Annotated in this window: 16 protein-coding genes and 1 pseudogene; 7 read left to right on the top strand and 10 right to left on the bottom strand. The window is 72.6% G+C overall.

Translation table 11 applies throughout. The annotated features are described in order from the left end of the window. Positions 1–173: 173 nt before the first annotated feature. On the top strand, positions 174–2,390 hold the full coding sequence (gene katG / locus AB0O11_RS09160) for a catalase/peroxidase HPI (protein ID WP_363383505.1): 2,217 nt from the start codon (positions 174–176) through the stop codon (positions 2,388–2,390). A gap of 61 nt (positions 2,391–2,451) precedes the next feature. On the opposite strand, the gene AB0O11_RS09155 is transcribed toward katG, so the two are convergent. Together AB0O11_RS09155 and AB0O11_RS09150 are read right to left on the bottom strand one after the other, a co-directional pair. After that, positions 2,452–3,153: a response regulator transcription factor gene (locus AB0O11_RS09155; RefSeq protein ID WP_363383503.1), complete on the bottom strand. Its 702-nt coding sequence runs from the start codon at positions 3,151–3,153 to the stop codon at positions 2,452–2,454. Continuing rightward, entirely contained in the window at positions 3,150–4,394 is a 1,245-nt protein-coding gene (locus AB0O11_RS09150; RefSeq protein WP_363383501.1) for a sensor histidine kinase, read from the bottom strand. Before AB0O11_RS09150 ends, AB0O11_RS09155 begins: the two co-directional genes overlap by 4 nt. A gap of 208 nt (positions 4,395–4,602) precedes the next feature. Between AB0O11_RS09150 and AB0O11_RS09145 the strand changes: the two genes are divergently transcribed. Continuing rightward, positions 4,603–5,292, top strand: coding sequence for an ABC transporter ATP-binding protein (locus tag AB0O11_RS09145; RefSeq protein WP_363383500.1), 690 nt, complete (start codon positions 4,603–4,605; stop codon positions 5,290–5,292). Next, entirely contained in the window at positions 5,289–7,670 is a 2,382-nt protein-coding gene (locus tag AB0O11_RS09140) for an FtsX-like permease family protein (protein ID WP_363383498.1), read from the top strand. The genes AB0O11_RS09145 and AB0O11_RS09140 overlap by 4 nt, the downstream gene beginning before the upstream one ends. Positions 7,671–7,916: 246 nt before the next feature. Here AB0O11_RS09140 and AB0O11_RS09135 read toward each other — a convergent pair whose 3' ends face one another. From AB0O11_RS09135 to tsaD, 4 genes are all read right to left on the bottom strand, one after another. After that, complete coding sequence (locus AB0O11_RS09135; protein ID WP_363383496.1) at positions 7,917–8,924, bottom strand: cupin domain-containing protein; 1,008 nt, start codon at positions 8,922–8,924, stop codon at positions 7,917–7,919. Between the two features lie 43 nt (positions 8,925–8,967). Continuing rightward, on the bottom strand, positions 8,968–10,014 hold the full coding sequence (locus AB0O11_RS09130; protein WP_363383494.1) for a cytochrome P450: 1,047 nt from the start codon (positions 10,012–10,014) through the stop codon (positions 8,968–8,970). 549 nt (positions 10,015–10,563) lie between these two features. Then, on the bottom strand, positions 10,564–12,837 hold the full coding sequence (locus AB0O11_RS09125) for a M9 family metallopeptidase (RefSeq protein ID WP_363383492.1): 2,274 nt from the start codon (positions 12,835–12,837) through the stop codon (positions 10,564–10,566). Between the two features lie 234 nt (positions 12,838–13,071). Next, on the bottom strand, positions 13,072–14,124 hold the full coding sequence (tsaD, locus tag AB0O11_RS09120; protein WP_363383490.1) for a tRNA (adenosine(37)-N6)-threonylcarbamoyltransferase complex transferase subunit TsaD: 1,053 nt from the start codon (positions 14,122–14,124) through the stop codon (positions 13,072–13,074). 162 nt (positions 14,125–14,286) lie between these two features. On the opposite strand from tsaD, the gene AB0O11_RS09115 reads away from it, so the two are divergent. Beyond that, entirely contained in the window at positions 14,287–14,889 is a 603-nt protein-coding gene (locus AB0O11_RS09115) for a superoxide dismutase (protein ID WP_363383488.1), read from the top strand. Between the two features lie 259 nt (positions 14,890–15,148). Further along, positions 15,149–16,180 (top strand): glycosyltransferase family 2 protein, encoded by a 1,032-nt coding sequence (locus AB0O11_RS09110; RefSeq protein WP_363383486.1) that lies wholly within the window; start codon positions 15,149–15,151, stop codon positions 16,178–16,180. Positions 16,181–16,193: 13 nt separating this feature from the next. Here the strand turns inward: AB0O11_RS09110 and AB0O11_RS09105 are convergent, their stop codons facing one another. Then, a complete protein-coding gene (locus AB0O11_RS09105) occupies positions 16,194–16,790 on the bottom strand; it encodes a TetR family transcriptional regulator (RefSeq protein ID WP_363383484.1) in 597 nt (198 codons plus the stop codon). A gap of 122 nt (positions 16,791–16,912) precedes the next feature. Here AB0O11_RS09105 and AB0O11_RS09100 point away from each other — a divergent pair, with 122 nt between their 5' ends. After that, positions 16,913–17,182: a hypothetical protein gene (locus AB0O11_RS09100; protein WP_363383482.1), complete on the top strand. Its 270-nt coding sequence runs from the start codon at positions 16,913–16,915 to the stop codon at positions 17,180–17,182. 123 nt (positions 17,183–17,305) lie between these two features. Here the strand turns inward: AB0O11_RS09100 and AB0O11_RS09095 are convergent. Next, a pseudogene (locus tag AB0O11_RS09095) lies at positions 17,306–17,449 on the bottom strand (phosphoribosyltransferase); the annotation flags it as partial. A gap of 287 nt (positions 17,450–17,736) precedes the next feature. Between AB0O11_RS09095 and AB0O11_RS09090 the strand changes: the two are divergent. Further along, positions 17,737–17,913, top strand: a complete 177-nt coding sequence (locus AB0O11_RS09090) for a hypothetical protein (protein WP_363383480.1) — start codon at positions 17,737–17,739, stop codon at positions 17,911–17,913. Positions 17,914–17,926: 13 nt separating this feature from the next. Here the strand turns inward: AB0O11_RS09090 and AB0O11_RS09085 are convergent, their stop codons facing one another. Together AB0O11_RS09085 and meaB are read right to left on the bottom strand one after the other, a co-directional pair. After that, complete coding sequence (locus AB0O11_RS09085) at positions 17,927–18,340, bottom strand: SRPBCC family protein (RefSeq protein ID WP_363383478.1); 414 nt, start codon at positions 18,338–18,340, stop codon at positions 17,927–17,929. 5 nt (positions 18,341–18,345) lie between these two features. Beyond that, positions 18,346–19,338: a methylmalonyl Co-A mutase-associated GTPase MeaB gene (gene meaB, locus AB0O11_RS09080; RefSeq protein ID WP_363383476.1), complete on the bottom strand. Its 993-nt coding sequence runs from the start codon at positions 19,336–19,338 to the stop codon at positions 18,346–18,348. Between the last annotated feature and the right edge of the window lie 12 nt (positions 19,339–19,350).

Raw genomic sequence — 19,350 nt, 5'->3', positions numbered from 1 at the left:
TCGTAGGATCGGCTCCGGCGCTAGCCTGGGTAGCAGCAGCACGTGACTCCCGTCGCTGCCGTACGCAGTGGCGAGCAATGACAACACGTGGCGCGCTAGGACCAGACAGCAGCAGTAGGTGCCGTAGGTAGCAGAGAAGACACCGTGATCCGCCTTGTGAGGGAAGGATTCCCATGTCTGACATCCACGATGCAACCGGCGTAGAGGCGAAGGCGGAGGGCTGCCCGGTGAACCACGGGCGCGCGCCGCACCCCACCCAGGGCGGCGGAAACCGCCAGTGGTGGCCGGAACGGCTGAACCTCAAGATCCTCGCCAAGAACCCCGCCGTGGCCAACCCGCTCGGAGGCGACTTCGACTACGCCGCGGCCTTCAGCGCGCTCGACCTCCCGACCGTCAAGCGTGACATCCAGGAGGCGCTCTCCACCTCGCACGACTGGTGGCCGGCCGACTTCGGCTACTACGGTCCGTTCATCATCCGGATGGCGTGGCACAGCGCCGGCACCTACCGGATCCGTGACGGCCGCGGTGGCGCCGGCGGCGGCCAGCAGCGCTTCGCCCCGCTGAACAGCTGGCCCGACAACGCCAGTCTGGACAAGGCCCGCCGCCTGCTGTGGCCGGTGAAGAAGAAGTACGGGCGCGCCCTGTCCTGGGCCGACCTGATCGTCCTGTCCGGCAACGTGGCCCTGGAGGGCATGGGCTTCGAGACCTTCGGCTTCGGCGGCGGCCGCGTCGACGAGTGGGAGCCGGACGAGGACGTCTACTGGGGCCCCGAGACCACCTGGCTCGGCGACGAGCGCTACACCGGCGACCGCGAGCTGGAGAACCCGCTGGCCGCCGTCCAGATGGGGCTGATCTACGTCAACCCCGAGGGCCCCAACGGCAACCCGGACCCGATCGCCGCCGCCCGAGACATCCGCGAGACCTTCTACCGGATGGCGATGAACGACGAGGAGACCGTCGCGCTGATCGCCGGCGGCCACACCTTCGGCAAGACCCACGGCGCCGGCCCGGCGGACAGCGTAGGCCCGGACCCCGAGGACGCGCCGATGGAGCAGCAGGGCCTCGGCTGGAAGAGCAGCTTCCGCACCGGTGTGGGCGCCGACGCGATCACCAGTGGTCTGGAGGTCACCTGGACGGCCACCCCGACCACCTGGGACAACAGCTTCTTCGAGACGCTGTTCGGCTACGAGTGGGAGCTCACCAAGAGCCCGGCCGGCGCCTGGCAGTACAAGCCCAAGGACGGCGCCGGCAAGGGCACCGTCCCGGACGCGCACGACCGGAACAAGCGGCACGCCCCGAACATGCTCACCACCGACCTGTCGCTGCGCTTCGACCCGGTCTACGGGCCGATCTCCCGGCGCTTCATGGAGAACCCGGCCGAGTTCGCCGACGCCTTCGCCCGCGCGTGGTTCAAGCTGACCCACCGCGACATGGGCCCGGTCGTGCGCTACCTCGGCCCGGAGGTCCCGAGCGAGCAGCTGCTCTGGCAGGACCCGATGCCGTCGGTCTCGTACGGGACCGTCGAGGCCGCGGACGTCGCCGACCTCAAGCGGCGGATCACCGCCACCGGCCTCTCGGTCTCCGAGCTGGTCTCCACCGCTTGGGCGGCGGCCTCCTCCTTCCGCAGCAGCGACAAGCGCGGCGGCGCCAACGGCGGCCGGATCCGGCTGCAGCCGCAGGCCGGCTGGGAGGTCAACGAGCCCGACCGGCTGGCCAGGGTGCTGCGGGCGCTGGAGGGCGTGCAGCAGGAGTTCAACGCGCAGGCCGGCGGCAAGCAGGTCTCGCTGGCGGACCTCGTAGTGCTGGCCGGCGGCGTCGGCATCGAGCAGGCGGCCAAGGCCGCGGGCCTGGCCGTCGAGGTGCCGTTCGCGCCCGGCCGGGTGGACGCGCCCCAGGAGCTGACCGACACCGAGTCCTTCGCCGCACTGGAGCCCAGGGCCGACGGCTTCCGCAACTGGGTCGGCAAGGGCAACGGGCTGCAGGCCGAGTACCTGCTGGTGGACAAGGCGAACCTGCTGGGCCTCAGCGCGCCCGAGATGACCGTGCTGGTCGGCGGTCTGCGCGTGCTGGGCGCCAACCACCAGCAGTCCGCGCACGGCGTGTTCACCGAGACGCCGGGCGTGCTGACGAACGACTTCTTCGTCAACCTGCTGGACCTGGACACCAGTTGGAAGTCCACCTCGGAGGACGCGCACACCTTTGAGGGGCGTGACGGCTCCGGCAAGGTCAAGTGGACCGGCACCCGCGCCGACCTGGTGTTCGGCTCGAACTCCGAACTGCGGGCCGTCGCCGAGGTGTACGCGGCCGACGACGCCAAAGAGAAGTTCGTGGAGGACTTCGTCGCGGCCTGGGTGAAGGTCATGAACGCGGACCGCTTCGACCTCGTCTGATCCGCACCCGCGGATGGCTCGGCGGGAGCCCCGGGGCCGGCCCCGGGGCTCCCGCCGCGCATCACCGGCCCGCGGCCGGGTCGGGTACCGACCCCACGCTGACCAGCCCGGTCTCGTACGCCGCGACCACCACCTGGGCCCGGTCCCGCAGGCCCAGCTTGCCGAGGATCCGGGCCACGTGCGTCTTCACCGTCGCCTCGGACAGCCGCAGCCGGGCGGCGAGTTCGGCGTTGCTGAGGCCGCGGGCGAGCAGCGCCATCACCTCCAGCTCACGCGGGGTGAGGGTGCCCAGCTCCCGGTGCGGGGCGACGGCGGCGGCCGGGTCGTCCGGGCGGGCGAAGCGCTCGACCAGCCGACGGGTGATCGCGGGGGCGAGCAGCGCGTCCCCGGTGCGGACCAGCCGGACGGCGGCGGCCAGGTGCTCCGGGGTGACGTCCTTCAGCAGGAAGCCGCTGGCCCCGGCGGCCATCGCCGCGTAGACGTAGTGGTCGAGGTCGAAGGTGGTCAGCATGATGATCCGCGGCGGCTCCTGCACGCGGTCCGCCAGGATCCGGCGGGCGGCCTCCAGCCCGTCCAGGCCGGGCATCCGGATGTCCATCAGCACCACGTCCGGCCTGCTGCGCCGGACGGCGGCGACGGCCTGCTCGCCGTCCTCGGCCTCCGCCACCACCTCGATGCCCTCCGACTCCAGGATCAGCCGGAACCCGGTGCGGACCAGGGCCTGGTCGTCGGCGACCACCACCCGCAGCGGCTGCTCGCTCATGAAATCTCCAGGGGGATCAGGGCCGTGACGCGGTAGCCGCCGCGCGGCCGGGGGCCGGTGTTCAGGGTGCCGCCGTAGACGGCGAGGCGTTCGCGCAGGCCGAGCAGGCCGCGTCCGTTGCCGGTCGCGGCGGCGCCGGTGGGGCGGCCACCGGTGTCGGTGACCTCCACCCGCAGCTGCCCGGGGGCGTACTCGACGGTGACCGCGGCGTCCGCGCCGCCCGCGTGCTTGACGGTGTTGGTGAGCGCCTCCTGGACGACCCGGTAGGCGGCCAGTTCGACCCCGGGCGGGACGGGCCGGCGCTCGCCGCGGACGCTCAGCTCGACCGGCAGCCCGGCCTGGCGGACGCCCTGGACCAGCGCGTCCAGACGGCCGAGGCCCGGCTGCGGACTGAGGCCGGCCTCGGTGGCCGGGGCGTCGCCGGTCTCCGAGTCGATGGTCAACAGGCCCATCACGTGCCGAAGTTCGGTCATCGCCGCGCGGCCGCCGGACTCCACCGCGGCCATCGCCGTACGGGCCTTGTCCGGGGCGGTGTCCAGGATCTTGCGGGCGGCCCCGGCCTGGATCGTCATCATGCTCACGTTGTGGGTGACCACATCGTGCAACTCCCGGGCGATGCGCGCCCGTTCCAGCTCGACCGCGCGCTCCAGCGCGGCCAGCTGCTCGCGCTCCAGGGCCGAGAGCCGCTCCCGCCCCTCCTCCACCCGGCGGCGCCACATCCGCAGTTCGTACGCGACCGCGAACACCGGCACCATGACCAGGACGGCGATCACCCCGTTGGGGAAGTGCGGCAGCTTGGCCGCGGCGAAGAGCACCACGAGCGCGACGGTCGCGGCCGGCAGGCTCAGCAGCAGGGCCGTCCCGCGGCGCCCGTACGCGGCCGCGCTGTACGCGGCGACCATCACCGTCACGCCCGCCGAGTACGCGATGTCCTCCGACTGGTGCCGGACCAGCAGGGCGCCCGGCAGCACCGTCCACAGCACCGCCAGGGGGAAGCGGCGGCGCAGCACCAGCGGCAGCGGAACGAGCGGCACCACCAGCAGCAGCCAGGACATGGTCGTTTCGTGCGGGCCGCCCGCGATGGTGGCGTAGCGCCCACTGGTGAGGGCGAGGAACAGGGCGAGGGCCGCGTCGAAGGCCCGGCCGCGCCGGGTCGGCCGGGGTGGGGGAGCCGCGCCCGGGCCGCCGCTCAGCCGGGCCGTTGCCGCGCGCAGCCGGTGCACCGTCGGATGGTTGATCACCGGGACATTGTGGGGGCCGGGAGCCCCTCGGGACAGCCCCGCGGGTGGCGGGCAGCCGGTACACCCGGCGACTACATCGGAAGGATGACGTCGGCGGCCGTCCGCCCGACGCGGTACGGAAGGTGCCGCGGGCGGCGGACGCGGGAGCGGGCCGCCCGTTCGTACCTTCGTCCTCGTCACCAGGCAGGAAACGGCGAGGAGTGGGGTCATGAGCAGCGAACCGGTGATCGAACTGAGCGGGGTGAGCCGCCGCTACGAGGGTGCCCGGGCGGCGCTGGACGGGGTCACGCTGAGCGTGCGGGCGGGGGAGTCGGTGGCCGTGCTCGGCCCCTCCGGCAGCGGGAAGTCCACCCTGCTGAACCTGGTCGCCGGGCTCGACCGGCCGAGCGCCGGGACGGTCACCGTCGCCGGGGTGCGGGTGGACCGGCTCGGCGAGGCGGCCTCGGCCCGCTACCGTCGCGGCACCATCGGCATGGTGTTCCAGTTCTTCAATCTGCTGGACGACCTCTCCGTGGCCGACAACGTGGTGCTGGCCGGCGAACTGGCCGGCGTCCCGCGCGCCGAGGCCCGGCGCCGGGCCGGCGAGCTGCTGGAGTCGCTCGGCATCGACCGGCACGCCCGCGCCCACCCGGGCCGGCTCTCCGGCGGCGAGCGCCAACGCGTCGCGGTGGCACGGGCGTTGATGAACCGGCCGGCGCTGCTGCTGGCGGACGAACCGACCGGTGCGCTGGACTCCGCCTCCGGCGAGGACGTCAAGGAGCTGTTCCGCGAACTGCACGAGGACGGGCAGACCATCCTGATCGTCACCCACGACCTGACGCTGGCCGAGGACTGCGCCACCCGCACGGTCCGGATGCGGGACGGCCGGGTCGAGGCGGACTCGGCGGTGGCGGCATGACCGCGCTCGGGAGGGTGGTGCGGGCAGGGGTGCGCAGGCGTCGGACGCAGTCCGTCGCGGTCGGACTGGCCGCGATGGTGGCCACCACCTGCTCCGTCCTCGGCGGCTCACTGCTGGTCGCCTCCCAGGACCCCTTCGACCAGGCCTTCGACGGCCAGCACGGGGCCCACCTCACCGCGCGCTTCGACGGCGCCCGGGCGAGCGCCGAGCAGATCGCCGCCACCGCGCACGTCCCCGGGGTGACGGCCGCCGCGGGCCCCTTCCGCACCGTCACCGTCGACCCCGAGCCGGGCCCCGGGGCGAACGTCCCGGTCGGGGCGACGATGGAACCGATGACGGTGGCCGGCCGCGCCGATCCCGCTGGAGGAGTCGACAACGTCGAGCTGCTGCACGGAAGTTGGCCGAACAGGCCGGGCGAGGTGGTGCTGGCCGCCGCGTACGGCAGCCCGGTCGGGGAGATCGGCGGAACGCTGCGCCTGCCCGCCCTGCCGGGCGCGCCGACACTCACCGTCGTCGGCGTCGCCCGGTCCGTCAGCCGCACCGCCGACGCCTGGGTGACGCCCGACGCCCTCACCGCGCTGACGGCGCCCGGCAGCACCCCCGGCTACGAGATGCTCTACCGGTTCGCCGACGCCGGCAGCACCGCCGCGATGGACACCGACCGGGCCGCCGTCGCGGCCGCCACCCCCGGCGGGTCGCTCACCGGAGCCCAGTCCTGGCTCACCGCCAAACAGGGCTCGGACCGCAACACCGCGCTGTTCCTGCCCTTCATGGTCGCCTTCGGCCTGCTCGGCATGGCGATGGCGGTGCTGGTGGCGGGGAACGTGGTGGCCGGCGCGGTCGGCACCGCCACCCGGCGGATCGGCGTGCTCAAGGCGCTCGGCTGCACCCCCGCCCAGGTGGTGCGGGCGTACGTCGCCCAGGCGCTGATCCCGGCCACCGCCGGCACCCTGCTCGGGGTCGTCGCCGGCAACGCGCTGACCATCCCGGTGCTCGCCGCCACCGGCTCGCTCTACGGCACCAACACCTCCGGCCTCGCCCCCTGGGTGGACGTCGCGGTGGCCGGCGGCACCCTGACCGCCGTCGCGCTGGTCGCCTGGGCCGCAGCCGCCCGGGCCGGCCGGCTGCGCACCGTGGACGCGCTCGCCGTCGGCCGTACGGCGGGCGCCGGCCGACGCGACGCGGTCGCCCGCCGCGCGGCGGCGCTGGCCGCCCGGCTGCCGCTGCCCCGGCCGCTGAGCCTCGGCCTCGCCCAGCCCTTCGCCCGTCCGGCCCGTGCGGCCGGGATGCTCGCGGCGGTGCTGTTCGGCACGGCGGCCGCGGTCTTCGCGGTGGGCATGGGCGGGACGATGAGCTGGGTGCAGGAGGCGAAGACCCGCGACGCCGGGGACGTCGCGGTGCACCCGACGCGTCCCGGCGGCCCGCCCGGCGCGATGCCGGTGGCCCGGCCCGTCCCGGCCGACCGGGCCGTCGTCACCGCCGCGTTGGATGCCCAGCCGGGCACCGCCGCGTACTTCGGCGTGGGCACCGAGGACGTCACCGTCCCCGGGGTGGCGGGCAGCACCACCGTGACCGCCTTCGACGGCGACTCCTCCTGGGCGGGCTACCGGATGGTCACCGGGCGCTGGTACCAGGGCCCGGGCGAGGCCGTCGCCCCGGCGACCTTCCTGACCGAGGCCTCGGTCGGGCTCGGTGACCAGGTGACCTTCACGACCCACGGCCGGGCGGTCACCGTCCGGATCGTCGGCGAGGTCTTCGACCCGCACATGCGGACCAACGAACTGTTCACCGCCGCCGCCGGTTACCCGTCCGGAACGGCCCCGCGGCCGGACTTCTGGACCGTCAGGCTGAAGCCGGGCACCGACCGCACCGCCTACGCCACCGCCGTCACCGCCGCGCTCGCCCCGGCGCACATGACCGCCGACACCGGGGGGCCGCACGGCTCCAGCGGCTCGATCGCCGCGCTGAACTCGCTCACCGCCACCCTGACCGTGCTGCTGCTCGTGGTCGCCGGGCTCGGGGTGTTCAACACCGTCGTCCTGGAGATCCGCGAGCGCACCCGGGACATGGGCGTCACCAAGGCGCTCGGCATGACCCCCGCGCAGACCGTGGGCGTGGTGCTCGCCTCGGTGCTCCTGGTCGGGGCCGTCGGCGGCGTGATCGGCCTGCCGGCGGGCCTGCTGCTGCACGGCCTGACGGTGCCCGCGATGGGCCACAGCGCCGGGCTGAACTTCCCGGCCTCCGCGCTGGACGTCTTCGGCACCCCGGTGCTGGTCCTGCTCGGCGTCGGCGGCGTGCTGATCGCCCTGCTCGGCGCGCTGCTCCCGGCCGTACGGGCGGCGCGGGCGCGGACGGTGGACGCGCTGCGGGCGGAGTGACGGCGGCGGGGCCCGCGCGGGCGGGCGGGTGGGGCGGGCGCACACCCCGCCCGCCCGTCCCGCGTGGGCTCAGGAGCCCTGGTCCGTCTGCTCCTCCGTCCGTTCCTCCGCCCGCTTCTCGGCCGCCCGGACCTGCTCGGTGAAGGTGCGCTCGTCGATCCGCTCGACCGACGCCCCGTGCCGGGCGGCCAGCTCCTCCGGCCAGGATTTGTGGCGCGTTGTGACGATTCCGATCCCGATGGTCCGTCAGGCCCCGACGCGCGCCGCGCCGCGCAGCCTGCGCCAGGTGCGGCCGAGGGAGGACTGCCCGGAGCGTCCGGCGACGGGCGCACCGGACTCCCACGACCTGGCCGCCTCGGCGAGGGTCTCCGGCGGGGCAGGGGCGATCGGCGGGCCGACCCGGTCGGCCCGGGCGGCGCGCAGGAGGTCTTCCCGCCCGAGCGCGGCGAGCAGGGCCCGGGCGTGGTCGAGCAGGGCGGCGCAGGCGTCGCTGATCGCGGCCTCGCCGAGCGGGCGCGCGGGCAGGTCGAGGCCTTCGGTCAACTGCCGTTCGAGGGCTCCACGCAGGTCCTGGACGGAGAGGTCGCGGACGGTCAGCGACAGGTGGGCGGACAGGCCCCCGGCACCGACCGCGCGGTGCGCGAAGCCGCGCGGGACGTAGAGCACGCCACCGGGTTCGAGGACGCCGTGCAGCCGCAGCGGGGAGCGCTCGTCGTCCGGGAGTTCGCCGAGCCGCCAGTCCGCCGCCGCCGGTGCGTCGTGGACGTACCAGGTCTTGCGCCCGGCGGCCTGGAGGACGAACACGTCGGCGTCGTCGCGGTGCACCGCGAGGCCCTGGCCGCCGGCCGGGGTGACGAAGAAGAAGGCCTCCACCCGCCGGTCCAGTTCCTCGGACAGCCGGGCCACCAGCTCGCCGGTCGGGCGGTGCCACTGGTCGACGCAGCGCAGCAGCAGTGTCGCCCCGCGGCGCAGCAGGGCGAGCACCTTCGCGCGGTCCGCGAAGCCGTGGTGCGTCGTGCCGTTGACCACGCGCGAGGTGGTGAAGGACTCGGGCGGGACGGTGACCTTGTCGGAGCGGACCATCTCCAGGTAGGGAGTGCGCAGCAGGCCGCCGTCGAAGGCGGCGTCCAGCTCGTCGAGGTCGAACGGCGGGGCGAGGGCCTCCGGGGTGAAGAGCGCGGGCTCGCGCTGCCACTGGCGGCCGGTGAAGCTCCGGACGTCGCCGACCCAGTCGGCCAGTGTGGGCGATTCCATGGTGTGTCCCGTGGTGTCAGGGGTGTTCCGGGGTGCCGAGGCGTCAGGTGCCGACCTGTGCCGCGAACCGTACGGAGAGCAGGGAGCGCAGCGGCACCTGTGCCTCCTGCTGCGGGCTGCGGACGACCAGCCGGCTGTCCAGGGCGACGGTCAGCAGGCGTTCGGCCAGCGGTACGACCAGGTGCTTGGCCCAGCAGCGGGCGCCGTCGAAACCGAACGGCATGAACGCGGGCGCCTTCTCCGGGTCCACGACGCCGTCCCAGCGCTCGGGGCGGAACTCCAGCGGGTCGGACCAGTAGTCGGGGTGGCGGTGCATCAGCAGCGGGAACAGCGCGACGTCGTCCTCGGGCCGGATCTCGGGGTGCAGTCCGGTGTACGCCGCGCCGCCGTTGCGGTACAGCATCCAGGCGGGCGGGAGCAGCCGCAGCGTCTCCCAGAGGACCGCGGTGAGGTTCGCGCGGTTCTCCGGCCGGTCCCGCTCCGGTCCCATGAGCCACAGGGCGTTGCCGGTCAGTGCGGCCACGCCGTCGCAGAGGGTGGCCGTCGCCCGCCGGTACATCGCGATGGCCTGCTTGCGCTCCACCGGGTCGTCGGCGCCGCGGATCAGCCCGGCCAGTGCGGTGCACCCGTCCTGGCCGGCGGAGCCGGGCCAGCGGGTGACGGCGCGGTCGACGAGCCGGGAGAGGGTGTCGGAGCGGGTGACACCGCGCTTCGACAGCAGGGAGACCGGCAGCGGGTCGGTGGAGAACAGCCAGCGGCGCAGGTAGGAGGTGCCGGCGTAGGGCCAGGGGCCGGCCATCCCGCGGGCCGGGGGCGGTGGCTTCCGGATGCCCGCCATGGCGTCCCGCCCCAGTGCGCGGATGGTCCTGGTCGCGCTGTCGTGGGGGATGTCGGAGCCGGCGGCGGGTTTGTAGACCGAACGCTCGCTGGAAAGAACGGGGCGTGCGGCGACGATTTCGGCCATCAGCCGGGAGTCCGCGACACCGACCTTGGCCGGGTCGATCCGGAACACCTTCTCGTCCCTGTCCAGAAGCTCCTGAATTCTCGGCGCGAACACGATGGAATGGCCGCGAAGTTTCGTCGGAGCCATTTCTTCCACGGGAATCAGGTCTCCATTTCGAAATGGCAGGGAAATGTTGTCGGGGCGGCGCTGCCCGAGGAGGTCCGGGCAGGTCGCCGCGCCAGCGGGGGCGCGGCCGACCCAAGCCCCCGCCGGCGGCTGACCACGTCAGATGACGTGCAGCACCCACGCGTGGTTCGCGAGGTCCTCGTCCTTCTTGAACTTCTTGACGAGCGCCTTGATCATCTTCATGACTACTCTCCGTTCCGGGGGTTTTCGGGAGCGGCGAGAATGCCGCACCCGGGCCGTCAGGGGTGTCCGGCATTCCGTCGCCGGGGGCCGAACGAGTTGATCTGTCATGGACCCTAACCGAAGGCTCGTCGCTCGGACACCCCATCGGCAGAGAATTGTGCGATCTCTTTGCCGCGTTAACGGCCTATTCGGTGGTCGAATCGTTATAACTCATGGAAATCCGCGGTGGGGGCCCGGAACGGGAACGCGAAAGGGCCCCGCGAAGCCGCGGGGCCCTTCTGCGCGTACGACGGGTACGGCGCGGTCGGTCAGTTGCAGGTGATGTGATCAGTTGTAGGTCGTGGTGACGGTCACGCCACCGAAGCCCTGCTGCGCGTAGAGGCTGAAGTACACCCAGCCGGACGGCGGGTTGTTGATGGTGAGGGTCTCACCGTTGCCGCTGGTGGTGGACTTGGCCAGGTACGAGCCGGTGGTGGCCCAGGCGCCGCCGTTGTAGTACAGGTCGGCGTTGCCGGTGCCGCCGCTGGTGGTGACGGTCAGCTGCTTCACACCGGCGGGCAGGTACAGGAAGTTGTAGCTGTAGTTCCCGGTGGTGGCGGCGACGTTGTCCCGGCGGCAGTTCTTGTCGTACTGCCGGGTGTCGGCGGAGGTGCAGAGCGGGGCCTTGGGCTGCTCGGTGGGCAGCGAGCCGCAGTTGTCGGCGGCGCAGGCCTTCAGCCAGGTGGCGAAGTCGGCGTCGTACTTGGTGCCGATGGTGGTCTTCAGGATGGTGCGGGCGCCGTTCCAGTCGCCCGTACGGTACTTGGCGAGCACCGCGTTGACGTCGTCCGGGTGCGACTGGAGCATGTAGCGGACGGCCAGGTAGCCCCAGTTGTAGGTCCGGGTGGAGTTCGAGTTCTCGTAGGTGGTGTCGAACAGGGTGCTCAGGGCGTAGGTGCCCTTGCCGGCCTGGGCGATCGCGTCGTCGTAGTGGGCGCCGCGGTAGCTGTAGGAGACGTACTCGGCGAGGCCCTCGACCCACCAGATCGTCGGGGTGGTCATGCCGGCCTCGAAGTCGCCGTACATGTCGTAGCGGCCGTCGAGGTAGTGGGTGTACTCGTGGTTGAGGTTCCAGATCTGGAACTCGGGGCGCAGCCAGGAGGCCTCGTGGGCGATGAAGCGGGCCTGGTTGCCGACCGTGGCCGGGTTGCCCTCCTCGTACATGCCGCCGTTGTCGACCTCGATCTTGTACATCTCCCAGGCGTACAGGCTGTAGTTGTAGTAGTCGTCGAAGACGACGACCTCGAGGTTGGTGTTGTTGTCGTTGGCGACCGGACCGCTGTCCTTGACGATCTTGTGGAAGAACGCGTCCTGGTTGATCAGGCTGGTGCAGGTGTCGGCGAGCTGCTGCGCGGTCATGTCCTGGGCGCGGATGCGCAGGTTGGCGTTGCAGGTGTGGTCGACGGTGAGCACCAGCGGGACGAGCTTGGCCGGCACGTCACAGGTGCCGTAGAGGGAACAGTTGCCCTCGTCCTTCTTCTCCGTGAACCACAGCAGGTTCATGGTGAGCGGACCGGTGTTGCCGACCAGCGGGTAACGGTTGATCAGGTCCTTGAGGATCGGCCGGCCCTGGGGGCGCAGAGCGTCGCTGGCGACCAGGTTGCCGAGCTGGATGCCGATCTTGGTCACCAGGTCGCCGCCGTTGATCAGGCTGCTGTTGCGGGTGACGAAGGACGACACGGTGGTGGCGAAGGTGGGGTCGGCCTGGAGGGCGGTGACGAACTCCGGCAGGTCGAAGCCGCGCTCGATGACCGTCTCGGTGTTGGCCACGGCGGTGGTCATCGCGGCGGGCCAGTTGCCGGTGTAGTCGTTCAGCAGCCGCTTGACGACGCCGGTGTAGCGGGCGTTCTCCTGGGCGCTGTCGATCAGGGTGACGGCCTCGGCGAGGGTGGCGCCGTTGGCGTCGCTGATGTCCCTGGTGCGCGGGGCGGCGTAGAAGGCGTCCAGTGCACCGCGGATGGCGGTCTTGAGGCTGTCGCCGTACGGGCCCACGGTGTCCGCGTTGTACCACTGGACGTAGTAGCCGGCGCGCAGGAAGAGCACCAGCTGCCCGGCCGAGGTGGAGTTGTCACCGGGGTAGGTGGCGGAGGCGTCGCGCAGGGCGTTGGCGACGGTGACCATCTGGGCCTCGTTGAAGGCGCCCTTGGCATCGTTGCCGGTGAGCTGGAACAGGGAGTTGACGCAGTCGAGCCCGGCGGCCTTGACCTGCTGGACCAGCGCGGCACCGGACTTGCCGGTGAAGGCGGAGACGTCGCAGGCGGCCGTGAGCGCCCGCGCCGACTTGGCGGCACCGACGGTGCTGCCCGCCGTCGGGGCGGTGGCCTTGGCCTGCGGGTCCGAGACGAGCGGGCGGGCGTCCTTGGGGGTGTCGGGGGACTTGGGCACGGGGATCGTGCGTGGCGCGGCGGGCTTGCCGGCCGGCGCGGTCGCCTTGCCGGCCGACGCGGCGGCAGTGTCGGCGGCGCTCGCCTGCGGCGCGAACAGGCCGAGGGCGAGGAAGAGGGCGGCGCCGAGTGCAGGGAGCCTGCGCGCGCTGTCCTTCGCTATCCGGGAGGGACGCATCTGTGGGGGCCTCCGGGGCCGTTGGGGTGGGGGCGGCCGCGCGGCGTGGGGCGCACGGGCCTTGCTGTGTGACATGTAAAATGGCACACAGGGGAACGCGGGGGGAAGGCCCGGGAACGGATTGCCGGTCGGCGAGACCGAAACGTTGTCAGGTCCGCACGCGTGTCAGGCCCGTATGGGTCCCGGAACCGTAGGGGCGTCAGGTCCGCATGAGCCTCGGAACCGCATGTGGCGTCAGGTCCGCACGAGCGGCCGGGGGGTGAGTGCCGCGAACTCCAGTGGCGCCGACGGATCCACCGACAGGTCGGCCGGGGCCGGCTCCGCGCCCGCGCGGACCAGCAGGTCACCGACCGCCGCCACCATCGCGCCGTTGTCGGTGCACAGCCGCAGCGGCGGCACCCGCAGCGCGATCCCGGCCCCCGCGCACCGCTGCTCGGCCAGCGCCCGCACCCGGGAGTTGGCCGCGACCCCGCCGACCACCACCAGGGTGCCGATCCCGTGGTCGACGCAGGCCCGCACCGCCTTGCGGGTCAGCACGTCCGCGATCGCCTCCTGCAGTGCGGCTGCCGCGTCCGGCACGTGCGGCTCGCGCCGCGCCTCGACCCAGCGGGCGGCGGCGGTCTTCAGGCCGGAGAAGGAGAACGCGTACGGGTCGTCCTGCGGCCCGGTCAGCGGCCGGGGCAGCCGGACGGCCGTCGGGTCGCCGTCACGGGCGGCGCGGTCGATCGCCGGGCCGCCCGGGTAGGGGAGCCCCAGGATCCGGGCGACCTTGTCGAAGCACTCGCCGGCCGCGTCGTCCAGGGTGTCGCCGAGGTGGACGATCGGGTCGCGGGCCAGGTCACGCACCAGCAGCAGCGAGGTGTGGCCGCCGGAGACGATGAGCACCACGCAGGGGTCGGGCAGCGGCCCGCCGTCCAGGGTGGCGGCGGCGACGTGCCCGGCGAGGTGGTGCACGCCGTACAGCGGGACGCCGAGCGAGAAGGCGTACCCCTTGGCGGCGGCCACGCCCACCTGTAGCGCCCCGGCCAGCCCTGGACCGGTGGTCACCGCGACCGCGCCGACGTCCTCCAGGGTGAGCCCGGCCCGGTCCAGGGCCTCCCGGACCGCCGGCGCCATGGCGTGCAGGTGCGCCCGCGCGGCGATCTCGGGCACCACCCCGCCGTAGCGGGCGTGCTCGTCCATCGACGAGGCCACCGCCTGGCCGAGCAGCACGCCGTCGCGCACCAGGCCCACGCCGGTCTCGTCGCAGGAGGACTCGATGCCCAGCACCACCGGCGACCCTGTCACAGCCACTCACCTCGTCGGTCATTACACGGAACGGTGACCATTGTGCCCGACGGGGCGTGAGGAATAAGCAGGAGCCCATGCTTCGTTCTTGCAACTGATACGCAATAGTGTTGTCCCGGCACGATCACCACCGTTCAACCCGCCGAAAGGGGCCGTGTCCTGATGGGCACCTACACGCTTCCCGACCTGCCGTACGACTACTCCGCGCTGGAGCGGGCGATGTCGGCCGAGATCCTGGAGCTGCACCACTCCAAGCACCACGCCGCGTACGTCAAGGGCGCCAACGACACCCTGGACCAGCTGGCCGAGGCCCGCGACAAGGAGCAGTTCGGCGGCCTGGTCGGCCTGCAGAAGACCTTCGCCTTCCACCTGTCGGGCCACGTCCTGCACTCGCTGTTCTGGCAGAACCTCTCGCCCGAGGGCGGCGACCGCCCCGAGGGTGAGCTGGCCGACGCCATCACCGAGCACTTCGGCAGCTTCGAGGCGTTCAAGAAGCAGCTCACCAACGCCACCACCGGCGTGCAGGGCTCCGGCTGGGGCATCCTGTCCTGGGAGCCGCTCGGTCAGCGCCTGATCGTCGAGCAGGTCTACGACCACCACGGCAACGTCGGCCAGAACACCACCCCGCTGCTGGCCTTCGACGCGTGGGAGCACGCCTACTACCTCCAGTACCGCAACGTGCGCCCGGACTACGTCACCCGCCTGTGGGACGTCGTCAACTGGCAGGACGTGTCCAGCCGCTTCGCGGCCGTCAAGAGCGCCTGATCAGCTGATCCGCTGATGCGCGTCGCGTGACGCAGGGTCCCGGGCCGGTCGGGCGGTCCGGGACCCATCCCTTTCCCCATCGGGGTTGTCCGTCACGGGAGTTGACGCCGGACACAGCCGATGCACCCCGCCGCAGGACGGACGCCACCCACCGTTCGCCTGCCGGTCGCGTGCGCTCCCTACGCTCGCTCGGACCACTGCCGGTGACCGGCCGGCAACGGCCTCCCGGCCCGTCCGCTCCTGAGCGAAAGGGCGCCCGATGGCCCCGCGTCTCTCCCTCGTCGTCCCGGTCTACAACGTCGAGCGCTACCTCCGGGAGTGCCTGGACTCGATCGCGGCGCAGACCTTCGGGGACTTCGAGTGCGTCATGGTCGACGACGGCTCGACCGACGACGGCCCGGCCATCGCCCAGGCGTACGCCGAACAGGACCAGCGCTTCCGGCTGATCCGGCAGGAGAACAAGGGCCTCGGCGCCGCCCGCAACACCGGCTGGCGCCACCTCACCCCCGGCACGGAGTACCTGGCCTTCGTCGACAGCGACGACACCCTCCCGCCGCACGCCTACCAGCTGATGATCGGCACCCTGGACGACACCGGCTCCGACTTCGCCGCCGGCAACGCCCTGCGGCTGCGCACCACCGGCCTCACCCCCTCGCACGCCCACCGCCGCCCGTTCCGCGAGACCCGGCTGCGCACCCACGTCCGCGAACTGCCCGCCCTGGTCACCGACCGCACCGCCTGGAACAAGGTCTACCGGCGCTCCTTCTTCGACGCGGCCGGCCTGTTGTACCCCGAGGGCATCCTGTACGAGGACGCCCCGGTCAGCGTGCCCCACCACTTCCTCGCCGAGCGGGTCGACGTGCTCGCCGAGCCGATCTACCACTGGCGCGTGCGCGAGGACGGCAACCTCTCCATCACCCAGAAGAAGACCGACCCGCGCGGCCTGGTCGACCGCGTCCGCTCGATGGAACTCGTCCGCGAGTGGCTGCTCGCCCGCCCCGAGCCGGTCTTCGCCGAGCACCTGCGGGCCTACGACCGCAACTGCCTGGTCGAGGAGATCCCGATGTTCTTCTGGACCGTCCCGGACGGCGACCGCAACTACTGGGAGGTCTACCAGCGGCATGTCAGCCGCCTCCTGCACGCCATCGGCCCCGAGCGGGCCGCCGACCTCAACGCCCAGCTCCGGCTCAAGTACCGCCTCACCCTGGCCGACGCCATGCACCGCTTCATCGCCGTCCAGCGCCTCCACCGCACCGTCCGCCGCGCCCGCCAGACCGTCCGCCGCGGCTGAACGAGAGGGCCGCTCAGCCGCCGGCGGGCGCCGTCAGCCGACGGACCAGGGTGACCAGGGCCGCCCGGTCCGTCGCGTGGTCCGCCGGACCGGCGAGCAGCAGGCGGACCATCTGCGGCAGCGTGAACCACGCGTTCACCAGGCCGATCACCGCGAACATCAGCCGCGCCGGATCCACGTCCCCGGCCGCCTCGCCGCTGCGCTGCGCGGCGGCGACGGCGGCGACCTTCTCGCGGTAGTGGGCGGTGCGCTCCGGCCCGGCCGCCAACTCCTCGGACTCCGCGCCGCGTTGCAGGCCTTCCCAGGCCAGCAGCCGGGAGAAGTGCGGGTTGGCCGAGTGGTAGTCGAAGACCCGCCCGGCGTAGTCGCCGAGGTCCAGCCCCGCCGCCGGGGCGAGCGGCACCGCCTCGGCCAGCTTGCCGAGTTCGGACGTCAGCACGGCGGAGAAGAGCTGCTCCTTGTTGCCGAAGTACTGGTAGATCCGCTCCTTGTTCACCCCCGCCCGGGTCGCCACCCGGGCGATCCGGGCCCCGTCCGGGCCGGACTCGGCGAACTCCTCGACCGCGGCGTCGAGGAGGAGTTGCTGCGTGCGTGCGGTGTCCCAGGCCATGGCCCAACGATATCCCAAAACTCCAACCCTTCGGTTGGACATCTGCGCCCGCGCGTGCCAAACTCCAACCGAAGGGTTGGAGATTTGGGCTCCGGCCACTCGTCAAGGGGAGGACCCGCGCCATGACCACCGACACCGTCACCGCAGCAGCACCCGCAGGCGCCCCCGCCGCCCCGTCCGTCCACCGCCGCGCCCTGCTCACCTGGCTCGCCGTCTACCCGACCATCACCACCGCCTTCCTCCTCCTCGGGCCGTACCTCGGCAACGTGCCACTGGCGCTGCGCACCCTGGTCATGACCGCCCTCGTCGTCCCAGTCGTCGTCTACGCCCTGATGCCCCTGCTCCTCAAGGCGGAGACCCGGCTCGCCCGTCGTCACGGCCGCCGGCGGTAGGGGCTGCCGAGCCCCGGACCGCCTCGCGGCAAGGGGTGGGCTCCGGATCGCACGAGATGCCCGTCGGCGCATCCGGGACCGGGCCGCCCGGCCCTGGAGGGTCGTTGCCGCGCCCTCCTCGGATCAGGCGTCGAGCACCTGGCCATCGCGCCTGACGACCGGTCCTTCCGTCGACCGCGGGAACTCGATCCAGTCGTCGGCCCTCTTCCACACGTACTCGCACTTCACGAGGGAGTGCGACTTCTCGTGGGTGACGGCCGACCGGACGCGAGGGCGGTGGTGCCTCGGGCCGGTTCCTGCCTTTCGGGTCATACTTCATGACGGTTCGCGAGGAGGGTGCCACCGGCATCCCTCCGTACCCCGGTACCCCGGCCGGCACCGCCGACCGGACGACCGGCGTGCCCCCGGGCGTCATCGGGGACGACTCGTTTCGGCACCTGCTGTCGATTGTTCTCCCGGGCCTGGGACAGTCCACCGAGTGCGACCAACACCAACAGGTGACGGCATGCCAGGTGTGGGCCGGTGACGGTTCCTGGGCTCGCGTAGAGGATGGCATGGCCCGGCAGTCCGGGCCGCGAAGGCTGTGGGACACGGTGGAGCGGGCGCACGCGGTCTGGGACGACCAGGGCCGACCGGGCCGCGACCAGTACGGCATCACCGTGACGCCCGAAAGCCAACGGGTTTGGATCGGCGAACCCGGCGGGCCGAGCTGGCTCCTGCCCGCTGCGTAGCCGCGTACGACCGTCAGCCGGCCTCCAGGGTCTCCTTCATGACCTGGGCGCCCCGGCTGACCCGCAGGCGGACCTGGTCGGCCAGCTCGTGCGGCAGCACGTCCGTGGTCCAGAGGAGGCGGCAGCGGCCCGGGCTCTCAGGGAGGACCTGGAACGAGGCGTGATGATGCGTCAGCGGGATCTTGAAGCCCTCGACGGCCGAGTACGCCAGCCGGCGCAGGTCATCATCGATGCTGACGATCAGTTCGCGGATCACCGCCCCGCCCGGCATGGTCAGGTACCGGACGTCGCCCTCGATCCGGGTGTCGAGGACGTACCCGGGGATGAGGCGCCGGTGTACGGCGCCCACGTCCCGGACGGCGGCCCACACGGACTCCGCGTCGGCCTCGACGGCGACGTCCTCGACGATGGTGGCGATGCCCCTCAACTCCCTCAGGCGGTACCGAAGAAGCTGTCCAGGATCCGTTGCGCGGCCAGCCCCGCCGGCAGCGTACCGGCCCGTACCTGGGCCTCCAGTTCCGGGGTGAGCCGCTGCACTTCGGGGTTCTCGTGCAGCCGCGCGTAGAGCTGGTCGTGGACCATGGCCCAGGTCCACTCGACCTGTTGTTCGCGGCGCTTGGCGGCCAGGGCGCCGGTGGCGTCGAGGACCTTGCGGTGCTGCTGCAACCGCTCCCACAGCACGTCCAGGCCGGCGCCGTCGCGGCCGCTGCACGTAAGTACCGGTGGCGTCCACGCCGCGTCCGGGGCCTGCAACAGTCGTAGCGCACCCGCGAGTTCGCGGGCCGCAGCGCGAGCATCGGTCTCGTGCGGGCCGTCGGCCTTGTTGACGGCGATGACGTCCGCGAGCTCCAGGACGCCCTTCTTGATGCCCTGGAGCTGGTCGCCGGTCCGGGCGAGGCTGAGCAGCAGGAAGGTGTCCACCATCCCGGCCACCGTCGTCTCCGACTGCCCGACGCCCACGGTCTCGATGAGCACCACGTCGTAGCCCGCCGCCTCCATGACCACCATGGACTCCCGGGTGGCCTTGGCGACGCCCCCCAGCGTCCCCGAGGTCGGCGACGGCCGGACGAAGGCGGCAGGGTCGACGGCCAGCCGCTCCATCCGGGTCTTGTCGCCCAGGATGGAGCCGCCCGTCCGGCTGGACGTCGGGTCGACGGCGAGCACCGCCACCCGGTGCCCCTGGCCCGTCAGCATCGTCCCGAAGGAGTCGATGAAGGTCGACTTGCCCACTCCGGGCACCCCCGTGATGCCCACCCGGACCGCCCCGCCCGCGTGCGGCAGCAGCCGCTGGAGCAGCTGCTGCGCGAGCGCGCGGTGGTCGGGCCGGGTGGACTCGACGAGGGTGACGGCGCGCGCGATCCAGGCGCGCGAGCCGTCCAACACACCCGTCACATAGCTGTCGAGGTCGATCGTCCGCGGAGGCATACGATCAGGCGA

It is taken from the genome of Kitasatospora sp. NPDC093102 (assembly GCF_040683915.1).
In the GTDB taxonomy this organism is placed as follows: domain Bacteria; phylum Actinomycetota; class Actinomycetes; order Streptomycetales; family Streptomycetaceae; genus Kitasatospora.
The sequence above is the reverse complement of the archived record's forward strand: the minus strand, read 5'-3'. Positions and strand labels throughout refer to the sequence as shown.

What these genes read in the sequence shown, in the direction of transcription:
- AB0O11_RS09130 (WP_363383494.1), bottom strand. Translation starts at nt 10,014, where the DNA reads ATGGCTCCGACGAAACTTCGCGGCCATTCCATCGTGTTCGCGCCGAGA.
- AB0O11_RS09145 (WP_363383500.1), top strand. Translation starts at nt 4,603, where the DNA reads ATGAGCAGCGAACCGGTGATCGAACTGAGCGGGGTGAGCCGCCGCTAC.
- AB0O11_RS09125 (WP_363383492.1), bottom strand. Translation starts at nt 12,837, where the DNA reads ATGCGTCCCTCCCGGATAGCGAAGGACAGCGCGCGCAGGCTCCCTGCA.
- meaB (WP_363383476.1), bottom strand. Translation starts at nt 19,338, where the DNA reads ATGCCTCCGCGGACGATCGACCTCGACAGCTATGTGACGGGTGTGTTG.
- AB0O11_RS09135 (WP_363383496.1), bottom strand. Translation starts at nt 8,924, where the DNA reads ATGGAATCGCCCACACTGGCCGACTGGGTCGGCGACGTCCGGAGCTTC.
- katG (WP_363383505.1), top strand. Translation starts at nt 174, where the DNA reads ATGTCTGACATCCACGATGCAACCGGCGTAGAGGCGAAGGCGGAGGGC.
- AB0O11_RS09105 (WP_363383484.1), bottom strand. Translation starts at nt 16,790, where the DNA reads ATGGCCTGGGACACCGCACGCACGCAGCAACTCCTCCTCGACGCCGCG.
- AB0O11_RS09090 (WP_363383480.1), top strand. Translation starts at nt 17,737, where the DNA reads ATGGCCCGGCAGTCCGGGCCGCGAAGGCTGTGGGACACGGTGGAGCGG.
- AB0O11_RS09110 (WP_363383486.1), top strand. Translation starts at nt 15,149, where the DNA reads ATGGCCCCGCGTCTCTCCCTCGTCGTCCCGGTCTACAACGTCGAGCGC.
- AB0O11_RS09140 (WP_363383498.1), top strand. Translation starts at nt 5,289, where the DNA reads ATGACCGCGCTCGGGAGGGTGGTGCGGGCAGGGGTGCGCAGGCGTCGG.
- AB0O11_RS09115 (WP_363383488.1), top strand. Translation starts at nt 14,287, where the DNA reads ATGGGCACCTACACGCTTCCCGACCTGCCGTACGACTACTCCGCGCTG.
- AB0O11_RS09100 (WP_363383482.1), top strand. Translation starts at nt 16,913, where the DNA reads ATGACCACCGACACCGTCACCGCAGCAGCACCCGCAGGCGCCCCCGCC.
- AB0O11_RS09155 (WP_363383503.1), bottom strand. Translation starts at nt 3,153, where the DNA reads ATGAGCGAGCAGCCGCTGCGGGTGGTGGTCGCCGACGACCAGGCCCTG.